Genomic DNA, 17,590 nt, shown 5'->3' with positions numbered 1-17,590 from the left:
CCGAATGACCGATTTAAAATTGAGCCTCTTTGAAAAAAAACATCACTGGATACAGTATGCTTCCCTCAATTTTTGTGCGTTTAAAAACAGGTTTAATCTATACAGCACTGCTGTCAACTATGATTATTGCAGGGTGTACCATGCCCACACAGCAAGGGCAACCAACTTCTAAGCCTCAGGATAAGATCAGCGCAGAGATTAACCGCTACCAGACCATTATTGGCGCAGCACACAATCAACCAACGTTGGATGTTATCCGTGCTTATATCGCATTGGCATCCTACGCGCCAGATGACGCTGCCCGCCAGAAAAATCTCGATGAGACCTGGCAATTATTGACACAACTCTCCCCACAACAAATGAGTGAATTGGTGATTAATGCCAATGAATATACGTTGCAGGGCTGGCTTGATTTACTCAATACCTATCAGAACAATAAACAGGATCTCGATAAACTTCGCCTCGCTATTCACGATTGGCAAATCCGTTATCCAGACAACCCTGCGGCACACAGTTTACCTATTGCCCTGCAACAAATGCTACAAGAAGCCAGCGGCAACCATGCCACAATTGGGTTATTTCTGCCTTTGAGCGGTTCGGCCAAAATATTTGGTGATGCCATTCGCCAAGGTTTTCTTGATGCCCAAAAAGGATTACCAAAACCATCATTGCCACTGCCAGCAAATGCCACCGATCCAAGCGGTGCTGTTAACGCTGAACCATCTGCCAATCCTGAAAATGCCAACACGGCAGGCGCAGGGAACGGTGGTACTGCTGCAACTGAACCAGAAACAGGTGCGATCACAGATACAGCATCTCCGACAACGACAGCCGTTTCTACAATTAATGATGCTCCTGTCAATGATCAGACTATAAAAGTCTATGACACCAACAACCAGCCCCTTGCCGAGTTGCTGGAACAGGCTAAACAAGATGGTGTCACTCTGGTGATTGGGCCATTATTGAAACCCAATGTGGAACAATTGGCTCAAATTGAAACTCCGCTGAATATTCTGGCGCTCAATGAACTCGATATGCCACAAAAACGGCCGAATATCTGTTATTTCTCACTCTCTCCTGAAGATGAAGCGAGAAATGCCGCCATGCATATCTGGCAACAACAAAAACGCAGTCCCTTAGTGCTGATACCTCGCACTGAATTAGGTAACCGAGTTGTAAAAGCCTTTGCACAAGAGTGGCAAAAGCTGGGGGGGCAGACGGTATTGCAACAATCTTTTGGTACGCTGGATGAAATGAGGCGATCTATGAATCGCGGCATCGGCATTCGTTTGTCGGGTACGCCGGTTATTTCCACAACTCCAGCCACGGATCCTGTCGATGCCGTTTATATTGTTGCAGCAGCAAACGAATTGACACTTATTAAGCCAATGATCGATATGGCAATCAGCTCCCGTAAAAAGCCAGCACTCTATGCCAGTTCACGTAGTAATAAAGCAGGCTCAGGCGCTGATTTTCGTCTGGAAATGGATGGCATACAGTTTAGCGACATTCCATTGCTGACAGGCATTAATGTACCGTTAATGCAGCAGGCAGCCAAGAAATTCACCAATGATTATTCCCTGATGCGTCTCTATGCAATGGGTATTGATGCATGGTCACTGGCTCATCAATTTACGCAAATGCAGCAAGAAATGGAATTTCATTTGAGTGGTGCTTCGGGGGAACTATCCATAATGGATAATTGTACTATCCTGCGTCAGTTACCTTGGATGAAATTCAATAATGGTCGCATAACCCTTGAAAATGCCAATAGCACGGAAGGTCTCGATAACACAGGAAATACCAATAATATAGATGGAACGGCTCAGGGAGAAAGTCCCGGAAGTAAATAACTTTCTGTGATTAAAGATATCGTGGTCATTTCAGGATGAAAAAACCAACAGGCAATAGCTACACATTGGGACGCCACTATGAGCATCAGGCTAAACTGTTTTTGCAAAAACAAGGGCTTGTCTTTGTTGCTGAGAATGTAACAATTCGTGGCGGGGAAATCGATTTGATTATGCGTGACAGGCATACATGGGTATTCGTTGAAGTTCGTTTCCGCCGAAATGCGCAATATGGTGGTGCCATTGCTACAATTACCCAAAGTAAGCGCAAAAAGCTCTTGTATACAGCCGCTGTCTGGCTGTCCCAACGCAATGAATGTCTGGAAACGGCCTCATGCCGCTTCGATGTTTGTGCAATAACAGGACAGAAATTTGAATGGCTGAAAAATGCCTTCACCCTGAATGAGAGTCTATTTCAATAGATCCTCAATTTTCTCGCTAAATAAATAATTCCAATATACATAGGTCATAACGTGCTGGATAGAATTAAAGTCTGTTTTACAGAAAGTATTCAAACTCAGATCGCAGCAGCAGAAGCATTACCCGACGCTATATCACGCGCCGCGATGATGATGGTTCAATCACTGCTGAGCGGCAACAAAATTCTTTGCTGTGGGAATGGTGGCTCTGCCGCAACGGCACAACGTTTTACCGCCAGCATGATCAATCGCTTTGAAACGGATCGACCAAGTCTGCCAGCCCTGTCGTTGAATACTGATAATGTGGTGATCACCGCTATCGCCAACAGTAAACAGCCTGACGAAATCTACGCCAAACAAGTCAGAGCCTTGGGACAAACTGGAGACGTCCTGCTTGCTATTTCTACACACGGGAACAGTCGAGATATTATCAAAGCGGTAGAAGCCGCTGTTACGCGTGATATGACTATCGTTGCGCTGACAGGTTATGATGGCGGTGAACTGGCGGGCTTACTAGGCCCTCAGGATGTTGAAATACGCATTCCCTCACATCACAGCGTCAGGATCCAAGAAGTTCATATGTTGACAATCAACTGTCTGTGCGACTTAATCGACAACACGTTATTCCCTCATCAGGATGAATAAGGAGCCAAGTAATGCGGTTATTTTCTCTATTATTGGTATGTTTCAGTGCAATGTTGTTACAAGGATGTATTGGTGCCGCCGTCGTAGGTTCCGCAGCGATTGCCACAAAAGCCGGTTCAGATCCACGAACCATTGGCCAACAAGTTGACGACACCACGCTGGAAGCCCGTGTCAGCAACGCTATCAGCAAAGACCCACAAATTAAGGCACAAGCCCGTGTGGTCGTGACGGTGTATCAAGGCAAGATCCTTTTAACAGGACAAAGTCCCAATACGGCACTGGCTGAACGGGCAAAACAGATTGCTTCAAAAGTGGAAGGCACTGATGTGGTATATAATGAGATCCGTCAGGGTAATCCTGTTACATTGAGTACAGCATCCACTGATACTTGGTTGACGACCAAAGTACGTTCCAAAATTTTAACCAGTGATGCCGTGAAGTCATCCAGCATCAAAGTGGTGACAGAAAATGGTGAAGTCTTTTTGTTTGGTATCGTCACCCAACAAGAGGGGGCTGCGGCTGCGAAAATTGCCAGCGAAACCAGTGGCGTAAAACGTGTAACAACTGCATTTACTTATCTGAAGTAAAAACCATCAAGGCGGCATTGATCAATGCCGCCCGATTTCACATCTTGTACTCGACTCCCACCTCAAGTTATTTTGCTTTAAGTAATTCATTCCCCCCATTAACTGCATTTGCCGCAAAATCCATTGCTGACGTTGCAGTATGTATCTGGAAGGCGCATTGACTTTATAACGACGAGGGTTTGGCAATACCGCAGCAAGCAATGCAGATTCAGTAGCTGTTAATCGGCAGGCAGGCTTGCCAAAGTAATGCTGAGCCGCTTCCTCCACACCAAAAACACCGTTGCCAAACTCAGCAATATTAAGATAAACCGTTAAGATGCGTTTCTTTGACCAGAGTAATTCCAGTACGGTGGTCATTCCCGCTTCTAATCCTTTTCTTACCCAACTACGACCTTCCCAGAGAAATAAATTTTTGGTTGTTTGCTGAGAAATTGTCGATGCTCCTCGAATTCGCTTTTCATATTTTGTGTTATATGCCATAGCAGTTTCGATAGCCTCAAAATCAAATCCCCAATGTTTTGGGAATTTTTGATCTTCTGCTGCAATGACAGCTAGCGCCATATAAGGTGAAATATGATCCTGATCCATCCACGAGGAACGAGAAACATAAGACAAATTAATTGACATTAAAGCAGAGACTTGTCTCTCTATCATCACCATAGAAAACGGCACTGGCAAAAATGAAAAGGCAATTACAGTAACAAACCACAAAACCGTGATCAATATGGCAATTCTTTTCAGCCAGCGCCACAATATTAAAAAAGGATTTCTCATCCTGTTACTCAATCATTTCCAATATTTTTCTAACCAATTTATCAATTCCTTTTTCTGCCTGAGCCAAAGATTCAGCGAGCATATAAGCGGGCGTTGTTATAATTTTGTTTTCAAAATCAATGACAACATCATCAACAGTGCACTCCACATGTACTCCACCCATTCTCTCTATTTGAGTCACAGTTTCTGGATCATTACCGATGGTTACTTTTATCGGTTTACCTAATATTTTAGGTACCATAACAGGGGCAATACATATGAAACCCATCGGTTTACCTTGCTGATGCATATTTCGCACTATACTCAATAATTCTTTATTTATTTCACAATCTGATCCTTTGGATGCGAAATTACATAAGTTCTTGGCCGCACCAAAACCACCAGGAATAATGAGCGCATCCAGCTCATCAATATTAACTTTGGATAAAGGCTGTATATTTCCGCGTGTTATGCGAGCCGACTCTTCCATCATATGGCGGTTTTCTTGTTTCTCCTCTCCGTTAAGATGATTAATAACATTATGTTGCACTTCATCAGGCGAAAAAAAAGACACTTTGGCACCAAAACGGCTTAAAGAGAGCATAGTGAGAACTGATTCGTGGATTTCACTTCCATCGTACACACCACATCCACTTAATATAACGGCAACAGATTTCATATTCCTCTCCATTTGTAGTAGATTAATGCTTAACCCCTTAGAGGGTTAAACACCAATCTTCATCACAGATTTTAATGAATCTTGTAACAAAAATTCTTATCTTTGCTATGTTGGTACTTGTATTCTATGTGAAAGAATTCTTTAATTACCCGCATCGAAAACAAACATTAGATAAGCGGGTAAACAAGTTTCCCTGGTGTTGGCGCAGTATTAGCGCACCCCAACTTCGGTTGGGGTTATTTTTTTGTAACGCTTGATAGCCAATTTCTTAATATTTCTATATCTTGCTTCCATTCCAACTTTAACTCATCCACCCATTCCTGAACATTATCCCACCATGCAGGTAAATCCGGTGACTGGATCTGCTGAGCCAATTGCTGCAAATGGCGCAATCCTACTGAGCCAGCCGCTCCCTTGATCTTATGCGCCTCCTCCGTAATACCTTTTTGATCTCTGGCAGTCATATTGGAATCCAGCAAGGCAAGGTAATTTGGCATCATGGTTTCAAAAATAACCAGATTGTCTGTGATCATTTTTGGTCCAACCAATTCGATATATTGGTTAAGCATCTCCGTATCCAGCCGTTCTTCATCCTGATTCACAAGGTCAACTTCAACTAAGGTGCTGTCAGAATCAGATCCCTTACCCCAATACTTTTCAATCACGGCAGTCAATGCTTTGACAGATAACGGTTTATTGAGAACATCATCCATGCCCGCATCAAGGTATTCTTTTTTATCCTTTAATACATTGGCCGTCAGCGCGATCAAAGGAGGCAACGATTGGGAAGAGTAACGTTGGTGTAATTGGCGGGAAATATCCAACCCCGTCATATCCGGTAATTGGATATCCAGTAACACTAAGTCATATTCATCAGGATCAAACATTGCCAGTGCATCATAGCCATTCATGGCAACATCCACACTATTCCCCAATTTCTCTAGTACAGAACGGGCTACAATGACATTCAATTCAATATCTTCTACCAGTAAAATATTCAGTGCCGGCAGTGGCATAGTATCTTGTTCGGCCTTCCCTTCTGGATGTTCATCCATAGTCGGGGCGACGACAGACAAGGTAAAGCAAGAACCTTTGCCTAACGTACTTTTCACCACAATGTCACCTCCCATACTAAGGGCAAGGCGCTTCGAAACAGCAAGGCCAATTCCGGTTCCGGTTGCAGGGTGCCCACCAGCGCTGTCTTTAACCTGATAATACATGGCAAAGATTTTTTCCAATTCGTCAGAAGGAATACCAATGCCGGAATCCGTCACTTCAAAGAATAGGCGTTCCTCTTCTTCTTCACGCCAGATACGCACTTTAATTTCGCCTTCAGGCGTAAATTTCACGGCATTACTAATCAGGTTCCACAAAATTTGTCGCAAGCGGGTTCCATCAGTCAGCACTTTTGTTGGTAGTGGCAACTCTGGCTCTAGAACAAATTTAATCCCCTTCGGCTGCGCTAATAAACCTGAAATATTCTCTAAATCTGTCATGAAGCCAGTAAAATCAACCGGTTGGTTATCAAGTTGGATTTTTCGGCGCTCAATTTTGTCTAACTCTATAATATCATTGAAAATATTACCCAAGGTAATGGCACTGACATGGATTGTTTCCAGGTACTTACACTGCTCCGGTGTTAAGTCGGTATCCATCAGAATTCGGCTCAAGCCCACAATGCCATTTAAAGGCGTACGAAGCTCGTGGCTAATCGTAGAAATAAACGTTGTCTTATCCCTGCTGGCGTTTTCCAATGCGTCCTGATAGCGTTTACGCTCCGTTATATCGCGCCCAAATCCCATTAACCCATGTCGCTTGCCAACGCGATCATAAAATGGGACTTTCCTGAGTTCAAAGCAGGCCTTGCGTCCATCGGGGTAAACTAACCATTGCTCGTAGGTCAGGGAGACATTGTGGCGAAATACTTTTTCATCGGTTTCCATCACTTTGCTGGCAATTTCTTTATCATAAACATCGGTCGGCGTCAGGCCGATAAGCTGTTTTTCGCTTTTGCCAGTCAGCAATTCCATCGCCCTATTACAACCGGAAAATTCATTATCTTCATTGCGGTAATAAACTAAGTCAGGAGAAGCATCCAGAAATGAACGCAACAGTACCGATTGTTGCTCAAGCTCAATCTGGGTTTTTTCACGCTGTTCCATTTCCAGTTTGAGTTTATCCAACAAAACCAAATGGGCTTTTTCTGCCTTCTCTCGGTCGCTAATTTCTTGGTTCAATTGGTCGATGTTTTCTTTGAGTTGTAGGTTTAATTTCGCATCACGCTGACGCATTTCTTCAAGTTTTGCGACCAGACTCGATAAGCGCTGGCGGGATTCCTCAAGCTGTTCTACTACAATGGAAAGAAAATAAACTGCCCAGGGGGTAATTAATAAACCAAAAAAGATGGATCGAATTAAATCAATACCTTGTACTTCCCCATGAAGTACAAATGTCACCGCCATCTGCATTGCCATCGCAAGAACAACTAAAACTGATGCAAGTAATATAGAAAAACGTACCAACCCCAGCTTCATCATCAAATCTACATAATATTGGGCAAGTCCTCGAATCAGCTTCATAACAGCTCCCAGTAAAATCTTTTCCAGTAAAGTTACTAGATTGAATCATAAAGTAAAAGAACCCCAACTTCGTTACGGGATATCACTTTTAATTTTTCAAGAAGAATAAAAATGAGAATAATAGGAATAATTATGCAAATAAATTTCACCATCTTTATTTTGATTAAAAAAACACCTATCACTTCTTCTTGCAAACCAGAAAATACACAATATAAATCCAATTTAATCTAGGGATTTAGATAAAAATACCAAAATAGTTGCATTTTAAAGCATATCCAAAATAGATAATGTGGTGATTTTAGTGATATAACTCACATCATTTAAGAGAAATGATCTTAGTCACAAAATACAAAAATCCGCTATTTACCCATAAAAATCAAAAAAATAGATGAAAAATATCAGTAAAAAACGCGATTTAACACGATTTGACCAACTCTGTTTTTACCGTTAAGTTGGGAATTCGCTGAAAATCACCTGTCAGATGATCCTCTGGCTCATATTTATGCAGTGATAGATAACATAACATCATTTTGATTCACCGCTTGTTAATGCCAATAAAACAAGTGGTGTTTTACTGAGGGCGCAAATTAGACGTCTGTAAAAAAATATATATCGATAACCTCGCGAGTGATGTGAGAGTCGGACAGAACTTGGGGAGCTTTACAATGTTGTATGATAAATTGCAGGAAAAAGATAACTGTGGCTTTGGATTAATCGCACATATTGAAGGAGAGCCAAGCCACAAAGTGGTACGCACGGCCATACATGCACTGGCTCGGATGCAACACCGAGGCGCAATTCTGGCGGATGGAAAAACGGGTGATGGCTGTGGTTTGTTAATGCAAAAACCAGACCGTTTCTTTCAAATGATCGCCCGCGAGCAGTCATGGCGGCTCGCTAAAAATTATGCCGTCGGTATGTTGTTTCTAAGCCAGGATGCTAAAGTCGCCCAATTATGCCGTGATATTATTGAAGAAGAATTACAACACGAAACCCTATCCATTGTTGGTTGGCGGGAAGTGCCTATCAATTGCGATATCCTGGGTGATATTGCCCTATCAAGCCTGCCTCGCATTGAGCAAGTTTTTATCAATGCACCTGCCGGATGGCGAGCGCAAGATCTGGAACGCCGCTTGTTCGTTTCCCGACGCCGCATCGAAAAACGCATCACCGACAATGACTTTTATATTTGCAGCCTGTCCAATCTGGTTACGGTTTATAAAGGGTTGTGCATGGCTGCGGATTTACCGCGTTTCTACCCCGATTTAGCCGATTTGCGTATGGAATCTGCCATCTGCTTGTTCCACCAACGCTTTTCAACCAATACCGTTCCCCGCTGGCCGTTAGCACAACCCTTTCGCTATCTGGCTCACAATGGGGAAATTAACACCATTACGGGAAACCGTGAATGGGCTAAAGCACGCGCCTATAAATTCCGCACACCATTGATCCCTGACTTATATACTGCTGCACCTTTTGTGAATGAAACCGGCTCCGACTCCAGTTCACTGGACAACATGCTGGAACTGTTTCTCAATGGCGGTATGGATTTAATCCGCGCAATGCGTTTGCTCGTTCCACCGGCATGGCAGAATAACCCTGATATGGATGATGATCTGCGTGCGTTCTTCGATTTTAATTCCATGCACATGGAGCCTTGGGATGGACCGGCTGGTATCGTTATTTCTGATGGGCGTTATGCCGCTTGTAATTTAGATCGCAATGGCTTGCGCCCTGCCCGCTATGTGATTACCAAAGATAAGCTGATTACCTGCGCTTCTGAAGTTGGTATTTGGGATTACCAACCTGATGAAGTCGTCGAGAAAGGCCGAGTCGGGCCAGGTGAGTTAATGGTTATCGATACCTATGAGGGTCGCATTCTCCACTCTGCCGAAACTGATAATGATTTGAAAAGCCGTCACCCTTATAAAGAATGGTTAGAAAAAAACGTCAAGCGTTTGATTCCCTTTGAAGAGTTGCCGGAAGAGCAGGTTGGGCAGAGAGATTTAGATGATCGCCTGTTGGCAACTTATCACAAGCAGTTTGCCTACAGTCATGAAGAGTTGGAGCAAATTATCCGCGCCCTCGGTGAGAATGGCCAAGAAGCGACGGGCTCCATGGGCGATGACACACCGTTTGCCGTACTTTCCAGCCGTCCTCGCATTATCTACGACTATTTTCGCCAGCAATTCGCCCAAGTCACTAATCCTCCCATCGATCCATTACGCGAAGCCCATGTGATGTCGCTGGCGACCCGCATTGGGCGAGAAATGAATGTCTTTTGCGAAGCGGAAGGGCAGGCTCATCGATTGTGCTTTCAATCACCAGTTCTGCTTTACTCTGATTTTGTACAACTGACAACACATCAGGAATCCTATTATCGCGCTGATACGCTGGATTTGACTTTCAATTCACAGGAAATCACCCTGAAACAGGCTGTATTAGCTTTATGTGAAAGAGCAGAAGAACTTGCCCGCAATGGTGCTGTGTTGCTGGTACTGTCAGATCGCAATATTTCACCTGAACGAGTCCCCATTCCTGCGCCAATGGCAGTCGGTGCGATCCAACACTGTCTGGTTGAGAAGAACCTGCGCTGCGACACCAACTTGATCGTAGAAACCGCCAGTGCACGTGATCCACATCATTTTGCCGTGTTGATTGGTTTTGGCGCTACCGCTGTTTACCCTTATCTGGCTTATGAATCACTGGGAAAAATGGTGGATGATGGCACAATCAATGCGCCATATGCCCGCGTGATGCTTAATTACCGCAATGGCATTAATAAAGGGTTGTATAAGATTATGTCCAAAATGGGCATTTCTACTATTTCTTCTTACCGTTGCTCTAAATTATTTGAAGCCGTCGGCCTGCATTCCGACGTAACAAATATCTGTTTCAATGGTGTTGTCAGTCGTATTGGCGGGGCAGATTTCAGCGATTTTGAACAAGATCTGCGTAATCTTTCCAAACGTGCATGGCTACAGCGCTATCCTATTGATCAAGGTGGGTTGCTGAAATATGTCCATAATGGGGAGTATCACGCGTATAACCCAGATGTTGTCAGCACATTGCAGGCTGCTGTTCACAGTGGTAACTACAGTGATTACCTGAAATATTCCGAACGGGTCAATGGTCGCCCCATTACAACATTGCGGGATCTGCTAGCCCTTTCCCCTAAAGGCGATCCTATCAATATTGACGATGTAGAACCCGCAGAAGCTCTGTTCAAACGTTTTGATACCGCCGCCATGTCCATTGGCGCACTCAGTCCTGAAGCTCATGAAGCACTGGCAGAAGCGATGAATACACTAGGGGGTTTTTCTAATTCTGGCGAGGGTGGGGAAGATCCTGCGCGTTATCATACAAATAAAGTTTCCCGCATCAAGCAAGTTGCTTCTGGCCGATTTGGGGTTACACCCGCGTATCTAGCCAGTGCCGATGTGATCCAGATAAAAGTCGCCCAAGGGGCAAAACCCGGGGAAGGGGGCCAATTGCCAGGAGATAAGGTCACGCCTTATATTGCCAAATTGCGCTACTCCGTCCCTGGAGTGACCCTGATTTCGCCACCACCCCACCACGATATTTACTCCATCGAAGATCTGGCTCAATTAATTTTCGATCTGAAACAGGTAAATCCAAAGGCACTGATTTCCGTCAAGTTAGTTTCAGAGCCTGGCGTCGGCACCATTGCTACAGGTGTCGCCAAAGCCTATGCCGATTTGATCACTATTGCCGGTTATGATGGCGGCACGGGTGCCAGCCCGCTTTCTTCTGTCAAATATGCGGGTTGTCCGTGGGAACTGGGACTCGTGGAGACCCAACAAGCGCTGGTTGCCAATGGATTACGCCATAAGATCCGCCTTCAGGTTGATGGCGGCCTGAAAACGGGGCTGGATATTATCAAGGCGGCTATTTTAGGGGCAGAAAGTTTCGGTTTTGGCACTGGTCCAATGGTTGCTCTCGGCTGTAAATATTTGCGCATCTGTCACTTAAATAACTGTGCCACTGGTGTCGCTACGCAGGATGAAAAACTACGCCAATCTCACTATCACGGCCTGCCAGAAAGGGTTATTAACTATTTCCGCTTTATTGCGCAGGAAACACGCGAATTGATGGCGCAATTAGGGGTGAAAAAATTGACGGATTTGATTGGCCGAACAGATTTGCTGGAAATACTTGAGGGAATCTCTGCCAAGCAAAGTAAGCTTAATCTGGAACCATTGCTGGAAACGGCAGCACCTCATACCGGCAAAGCATTACATTGCACAGAAAGTAATCCTCCTTTTGACCAAGGAACGCTAAATAAATTGATCGTCACCCAAGCTATGCCTTATGTGGAAAGCTCGCAAAGCAAAACGTTCTATTTTGATATCCGAAATACAGATCGTTCTGTTGGTGCCTCTCTCTCTGGTGAAATTGCGGCTCGGTATGGCGATCAAGGGCGGGCTGCCGATCCTATCAAATTGCATTTCAATGGAACGGCCGGACAAAGTTTTGGCGTCTGGAATGCTGCCGGTGTCGAACTGACTTTAATCGGCGATGCCAATGATTATGTCGGTAAGGGAATGGCTGGTGGCTGTATTGCCATCCTGCCTCCTGTCGGCTCAGCCTTTAAAAGCAATGCAGCCACTATTATCGGCAATACCTGCCTTTATGGTGCAACCGGCGGGAAACTCTTTGCTGCCGGACATGCCGGTGAACGTTTCGCGGTACGTAATTCAGGCGCCATCACCGTTATTGAGGGGATTGGCGACAATGGTTGTGAATACATGACTGGCGGGATCGTCTGTGTCCTCGGCAGCACTGGCGTAAATTTTGGCGCAGGCATGACAGGTGGATTTGCTTACGTACTTGATGAATTTGATGACTTCCGCCAACGCGTCAATCCAGAACTGGTAGAAGTTCTCTCAATAGATACTCTTGCTATTCATAAAGAACATCTGCGGGGACTAATCACCGAACATGTCCGTCTGACAAACTCTCAACACGGTGAAAGCATATTGGAAAATTGGTCTCAATGGGTCAATAGATTTGCTTTAGTTAAACCTAAATCCAGTGATGTCAATGCGTTATTGGGGCACCGTAGCCGTTCTTCTGCCGAATTGCGGGTTCAGGCACAGTAAGGAGTTAATCATGAGTCAAAATGTTTATCAATTTATCGACTTACAACGTGTCGATCCTCCTAAGAAATCATTGAAAATCAGAAAAATAGAATTTGTTGAGATTTATGAACCATTTTCTGAAATACAGGCACAGGCACAAGCAGATCGCTGTCTTTCTTGTGGTAACCCATACTGCGAATGGAAATGTCCGGTACATAATTACATCCCAAATTGGCTGAAACTCATCAATGAAGGGCGCATCATCGAAGCAGCAGAATTATCCCACCAGACTAACAGCCTGCCGGAAGTCTGTGGGCGGGTCTGTCCGCAAGATCGCCTGTGTGAAGGTGCTTGTACCCTGAATGACGACTTTGGTGCTGTCACTATCGGCAACATTGAACGCTATATTAGTGACACAGCTATCGCAATGGGCTGGAAACCGGATCTGTCGCATGTCATCCCAACCGCTAAACGTGTCGCCGTGATTGGGGCCGGACCAGCAGGATTAGCCTGTGCAGATGTCCTGACACGTAATGGTGTACAAGTAGTGGTCTACGATCGCCATCCTGAAATAGGCGGCTTGCTCACCTTTGGCATTCCCGCCTTTAAACTGGAAAAAGAGGTGATGATCCGCCGCCGTGAAATATTTTCCGGGATGGGTATTGAATTCCGTCTCAATACAGAGATAGGCCGAGATATCACGCTGGCTGAACTCACCAAAGAATTTGACGCTGTATTCCTTGGGGTGGGTACATATCAATCCATCCACGGTGGACTGGAGAACGAAAACGCTGACGGAGTGTATGACGCCTTACCTTTCTTAATCGCCAACACTCGACATTTGATGGGTTACCCTTCTCTGCCTGAACAGCCTTATGTTGATATGAAGGGTAAACGTGTTCTGGTACTGGGGGGCGGGGATACAGCAATGGACTGTGTCCGTACTTCAATTCGCCAAGGTGCGACCCGTATTATCTGTGCCTATCGGCGGGATGAGGAAAATATGCCTGGCTCTCGTCGTGAAGTAAAAAATGCTAAAGAAGAGGGGGTTGAGTTTCGTTTTAACCTGCAACCCATTAGCGTTGAGATTAATGGAGCAGGACGGGTTTGTGGTGTCAAGGTGGTGAAAACACAACTGAGTGCCATAGATGAAAAAGGCCGTCGTCAGGCTGAAATTATTCAAGGTTCCGAATTTTTGATAGAAGCCGATGCGGTGATTACGGCATTTGGTTTCAAGCCTCACGCCATGAGCTGGCTGGATGGACATCAAGTCAAGCTCGATCAAAAAGGCCGTATTATAGCGCCTGGAACCAGTGATCTGCCTTTCCAGACCAGTAACCCTAAAATATTCGCAGGCGGGGATGCTGTACGTGGTTCTGACTTGGTAGTGACCGCCATTGATGAAGGCAGAAAAGCCGCTTTCGGTATCCTCGACTATCTTGAAATCTAATATTTCATTCTTTTTTCTAATAACTTCTCCGACCTTTTAGTCGGAGAAGATCCCCAAAAATAAAAAACCCAACATTTTTTTATTTTCTTTTACTACCTGATTACTTGTATTTTTGGGATTTATGCGACTATTCTTATACCTTAAAGTTAAATATATCGATTTAATCTCCTGCTCATTATAGCAATACAGTAATAGTGCAATACCGTAATACAGCAATAAGGTTTATTTTTTTCGACAATAAAATTGCTTAGCAAAACTGATTAAATAGACATGAAATAAAAGACCATTAAAGTGATAATAATAGGTAGAAATATATGCGCTTACTCACCCAGATACTCTGCTTCTCTTTTATATCCTTAACAAGTTTGCCCTCAATGGCCAGATTCTCTACTCCTGCTGAAATTATGCAGCAAGTGCAAGAAAGAGGAGTAAATTCTGTTGTAGCAGAGATAAACGCAGAACATGAACAGGACAAAATTATCCAGAATATTGCGACGGGTGATAAACAATGGCTTCAAGTTGCTTTTAAGCTATCCCCTAATATCCACCAAAATTTTTCCCGCCAAATTACTCAGGCTTTATCTGTTGCTTTAACTGAAAATCCTGTAGAAGTATTGTCACTGATACAATCACATCGTTCCCTTTCATTCACTGATATCTGCGATACACCTCCAACGATCAGAGGACTCAGCCAACAAAAAGCATTTACCAAGAAAATGATAGATAGCCTAAGAGTTGTGGAAAAATCTAATAGGGGAGAAAACCAATATAGTATCGAAGCTTGTATATGGGAATTTGAGAAAGCGCTTAGTTACATGTAGAACTAATATTCTAAAAATAAAGGAGATCAATGTCTCCTCTATTTTCATCTCTAACGAAGCCCCTCACCTTCCAAACTGCGGTTTTACTGTCTGCAATTTGAAGTCTATTGGGTATAAGCTTTGACAATTATTTCACGACGCGCAAGGCTGGGCGGCCTTTTGGCGGTTGAGGTGGTTCGTCATCTGGCGAATCATCATCATGAGAAGCTTTTCTATCACGCTGACTAGTATGGAGAAGCACCAGATTATCCGCTGCTGGCATATCCGTTTCTTCTGACTCGGTATTATCCACGTCATAGGCTAATTCTGGCTCAAACATCATTCCTGCGCCATTTTCACGGGCATAAACCGCAATCACAGCCGCCATTGGGACAGTCACTTGACGACCAACACCACCAAATCGGGCATTGAATCTCACTTCATCGTTCGTCAATTGCAAATTGCCAACCGCTCTCGGCGAGATATTCAAAATAATTTGCCCATTTTGTGCATATTCCATCGGGACGTTAACGCCATAAAAGTTAACATCCACAACAATATGCGGGGTCATGTCATTATCCAACAGCCATTCATAATGTGCCCGCAATAGATAGGGGCGGCGTGGAGACATTCGAGTCATCTCCATATATTAACTCCGTGATTGTAAACGCATTTCACGTTCAGCTTCCGTCAATGAGGCCAGGAATGCATCACGTTCAAATACACGTTGCATATAGACTTGAAGATCTTTGGCACCTGGTCCTGATAGCTCAACTCCCAAGACAGACAAACGCCACAGCAGCGGAGATAAATAACAATCCACCAAGCTGAACTCTTCACTCATGAAGAAAGGCATTTCTCGGAAAATGGGCCCAATCGCCAGTAATTCTTCAGCAAGCTGTTTACGTGCAGCATTCGCTTCCTGAATACTTCCTTCCTGAATTTTGTACATCAGGGAATACCAGTCTTTTTCAATTCTATGCATCATCAGACGGCTGGAACCTCGTGCGACAGGATACACAGGCATGAGTGGTGGATGCGGGAAACGCTCATCCAGATATTCCATAATGATGCGAGAATCATACAGGGTCAGCTCACGATCGACGAGAGTAGGAACAGATTGATAAGGATTCAAATCAATCAAATCCTGAGGTAAATTACCCGATTCAACGTGTTCAATCTCTACGCTGACCCCTTTTTCCGCCAGCACAATTCTCACTTGATGGCTAAAAATGTCGGTCGGGCCGGAAAACAGAGTCATTACCGAACGTTTGTTGGCAGCGACAGCCATGAAAACCTCCAAGTTTATCTAAAAAAAGGAACGAACAGCCCTTCCATAAACAGCGGCTATTCTCGCTCATATTCTCATCCTGTTTCGCACTTATTATCCGAGGTTATCCCCCTTTATTTTCTGGCAACAGCTTATTGGCTGTAACAAGAAAATCTCTTGGGATATATTTTACCTCTGCCAAATCGGGCAAACTCATGGATAAGGCAAAAAATTGTTATTAGTCTACCAGATTTTGCACATTTTGTGGGGAAGTACATTGAGATTTAATGATGAAATATTAGAGTCTGGGAATTAATTTCTCAAAAATGCTATTTTTTTACTAAAAATAGAGAATTATAGAAGAGTAAAAGTCTGAAAGAATAAAAAACCCGCCATAAAAATGACGGGTTTTTAACTTTAACCCATTGCCACAGTTGTGGCAATAAATTAACGTTTGGAGAACTGTGGACGACGACGTGCTTTGCGCAGACCCACTTTTTTACGTTCAACTTCACGAGCATCGCGAGTAACGAAGCCAGCTTTGCGAAGTTCAGAACGCAGAGTCTCGTCATAAGCCATCAGTGCACGGGTGATACCGTGACGGATTGCGCCTGCCTGACCAGAAATACCACCACCTTTAACAGTGATGTACAGATCCAGTTTGTTCAGCATATCAACCAGCTCAAGTGGCTGACGAACAACCATGCGTGCAGTTTCACGACCGAAGTAAACTTCGAGGCTGCGTTGGTTGATTACGATGTTACCGCTACCTGGCTTAATGAAGACACGAGCGGAAGAGCTTTTGCGGCGACCAGTGCCGTAGTATTGATTTTCAGCCATTGCCTATAATCCCGATTAAATGTCCAGAACTTGTGGTTGCTGTGCCGCGTGGTTGTGCTCGCTGCCCGCGTAAACTTTCAGTTTACGGTACATTGCACGACCCAGTGGCCCTTTTGGCAGCATGCCTTTAACCGCGATTTCAATGACACGCTCAGGACGGCGGGCAATCATCTCTTCAAAGGTCGCTTGCTTGATACCACCGATGTGGCCAGTGTGGTGATAATAAATTTTGTCAGAACGTTTGTTGCCGGTTACAGCAACTTTTTCTGCGTTAACAATAATGATGTAATCACCAGTATCAACGTGCGGAGTGTACTCCGCTTTGTGCTTGCCGCGTAGGCGACGAGCTACTTCAGTTGCAAGACGGCCTAAAGTTTTGCCATCTGCGTCAACAACATACCAGTCGCGTTTTACGGTTTCTGGTTTAGCTGTAAAAGTTTTCATTAAAGCTTACCCAATTATAAGTTACACGTTGGTGAACACTCGATGTTCAGAAACTGTTTTTGAGGTTCACACGACTCATGTCCAGCAAACCTACCCCTTCGAATAGCCTATGCCGGCACTAATGCAAGTTTTTTGGGAAATAAAAAATCCTGCTGTAACGTGGGGTCGCAAG

At 44.3% G+C, this 17,590-nt stretch carries 13 protein-coding genes and 1 pseudogene; 7 read left to right on the top strand and 7 right to left on the bottom strand.

What is annotated here, in order from left to right:
* Positions 1–56: 56 nt before the first annotated feature.
* From Xish_RS10585 to dolP, 4 genes are read left to right on the top strand one after another with little or no spacing between them, the layout of a single operon-like run.
* Complete coding sequence (locus tag Xish_RS10585) at positions 57–1,853, top strand: penicillin-binding protein activator (protein WP_099117833.1); 1,797 nt, start codon at positions 57–59, stop codon at positions 1,851–1,853.
* Positions 1,854–1,888: 35 nt separating this feature from the next.
* Positions 1,889–2,272, top strand: a complete 384-nt coding sequence (locus Xish_RS10580; protein ID WP_099117832.1) for a YraN family protein — start codon at positions 1,889–1,891, stop codon at positions 2,270–2,272.
* Positions 2,273–2,323: 51 nt separating this feature from the next.
* Complete coding sequence (diaA, locus tag Xish_RS10575) at positions 2,324–2,914, top strand: DnaA initiator-associating protein DiaA (protein WP_099117831.1); 591 nt, start codon at positions 2,324–2,326, stop codon at positions 2,912–2,914.
* 11 nt (positions 2,915–2,925) lie between these two features.
* On the top strand, positions 2,926–3,501 hold the full coding sequence (dolP, locus tag Xish_RS10570; protein WP_099117830.1) for a division/outer membrane stress-associated lipid-binding lipoprotein: 576 nt from the start codon (positions 2,926–2,928) through the stop codon (positions 3,499–3,501).
* 21 nt (positions 3,502–3,522) lie between these two features.
* On the opposite strand, the gene mtgA is transcribed toward dolP, so the two are convergent.
* From mtgA to arcB, 3 genes and pseudogenes are all read right to left on the bottom strand, one after another.
* Entirely contained in the window at positions 3,523–4,275 is a 753-nt protein-coding gene (gene mtgA / locus Xish_RS10565; protein WP_099117829.1) for a monofunctional biosynthetic peptidoglycan transglycosylase, read from the bottom strand.
* A gap of 4 nt (positions 4,276–4,279) precedes the next feature.
* A complete protein-coding gene (gene elbB / locus Xish_RS10560) occupies positions 4,280–4,933 on the bottom strand; it encodes an isoprenoid biosynthesis glyoxalase ElbB (protein WP_099117828.1) in 654 nt (217 codons plus the stop codon).
* A gap of 145 nt (positions 4,934–5,078) precedes the next feature.
* Positions 5,079–7,512: pseudogene (gene arcB, locus Xish_RS10555) on the bottom strand (aerobic respiration two-component sensor histidine kinase ArcB).
* Between the two features lie 665 nt (positions 7,513–8,177).
* On the opposite strand from arcB, the gene gltB reads away from it, so the two are divergent.
* The 3 genes from gltB (at position 8,178) to Xish_RS10540 (ending at position 14,885) form a co-directional block, all read left to right on the top strand.
* Positions 8,178–12,635 (top strand): glutamate synthase large subunit, encoded by a 4,458-nt coding sequence (gltB, locus tag Xish_RS10550; protein WP_099117826.1) that lies wholly within the window; start codon positions 8,178–8,180, stop codon positions 12,633–12,635.
* Positions 12,636–12,645: 10 nt separating this feature from the next.
* A complete protein-coding gene (locus tag Xish_RS10545; protein ID WP_099117825.1) occupies positions 12,646–14,064 on the top strand; it encodes a glutamate synthase small subunit in 1,419 nt (472 codons plus the stop codon).
* Positions 14,065–14,438: 374 nt separating this feature from the next.
* Complete coding sequence (locus tag Xish_RS10540) at positions 14,439–14,885, top strand: hypothetical protein (protein WP_244185994.1); 447 nt, start codon at positions 14,439–14,441, stop codon at positions 14,883–14,885.
* A 127-nt stretch (positions 14,886–15,012) separates the two neighbouring features.
* Here the strand turns inward: Xish_RS10540 and sspB are convergent, their stop codons facing one another.
* The 4 genes from sspB to rplM form a co-directional block, all read right to left on the bottom strand.
* On the bottom strand, positions 15,013–15,510 hold the full coding sequence (gene sspB / locus Xish_RS10535) for a ClpXP protease specificity-enhancing factor (RefSeq protein WP_099117823.1): 498 nt from the start codon (positions 15,508–15,510) through the stop codon (positions 15,013–15,015).
* 3 nt (positions 15,511–15,513) lie between these two features.
* Entirely contained in the window at positions 15,514–16,155 is a 642-nt protein-coding gene (gene sspA / locus Xish_RS10530; protein WP_099117822.1) for a stringent starvation protein SspA, read from the bottom strand.
* A gap of 426 nt (positions 16,156–16,581) precedes the next feature.
* Positions 16,582–16,974 carry a 30S ribosomal protein S9 gene (gene rpsI, locus Xish_RS10525; RefSeq protein ID WP_045959780.1) on the bottom strand — a complete coding sequence of 131 codons (393 nt, stop codon included), beginning with the start codon at positions 16,972–16,974 and terminating at the stop codon, positions 16,582–16,584.
* A gap of 15 nt (positions 16,975–16,989) precedes the next feature.
* Positions 16,990–17,418: a 50S ribosomal protein L13 gene (gene rplM / locus Xish_RS10520; RefSeq protein WP_011148147.1), complete on the bottom strand. Its 429-nt coding sequence runs from the start codon at positions 17,416–17,418 to the stop codon at positions 16,990–16,992.
* Positions 17,419–17,590 lie beyond the last annotated feature (172 nt).

This window comes from Xenorhabdus ishibashii (assembly GCF_002632755.1).
GTDB classification, from domain to species: domain Bacteria; phylum Pseudomonadota; class Gammaproteobacteria; order Enterobacterales; family Enterobacteriaceae; genus Xenorhabdus; species Xenorhabdus ishibashii.
Note: the sequence above shows the minus strand (reverse complement) of the source record. Positions and strands in the feature narration are given on the sequence as shown.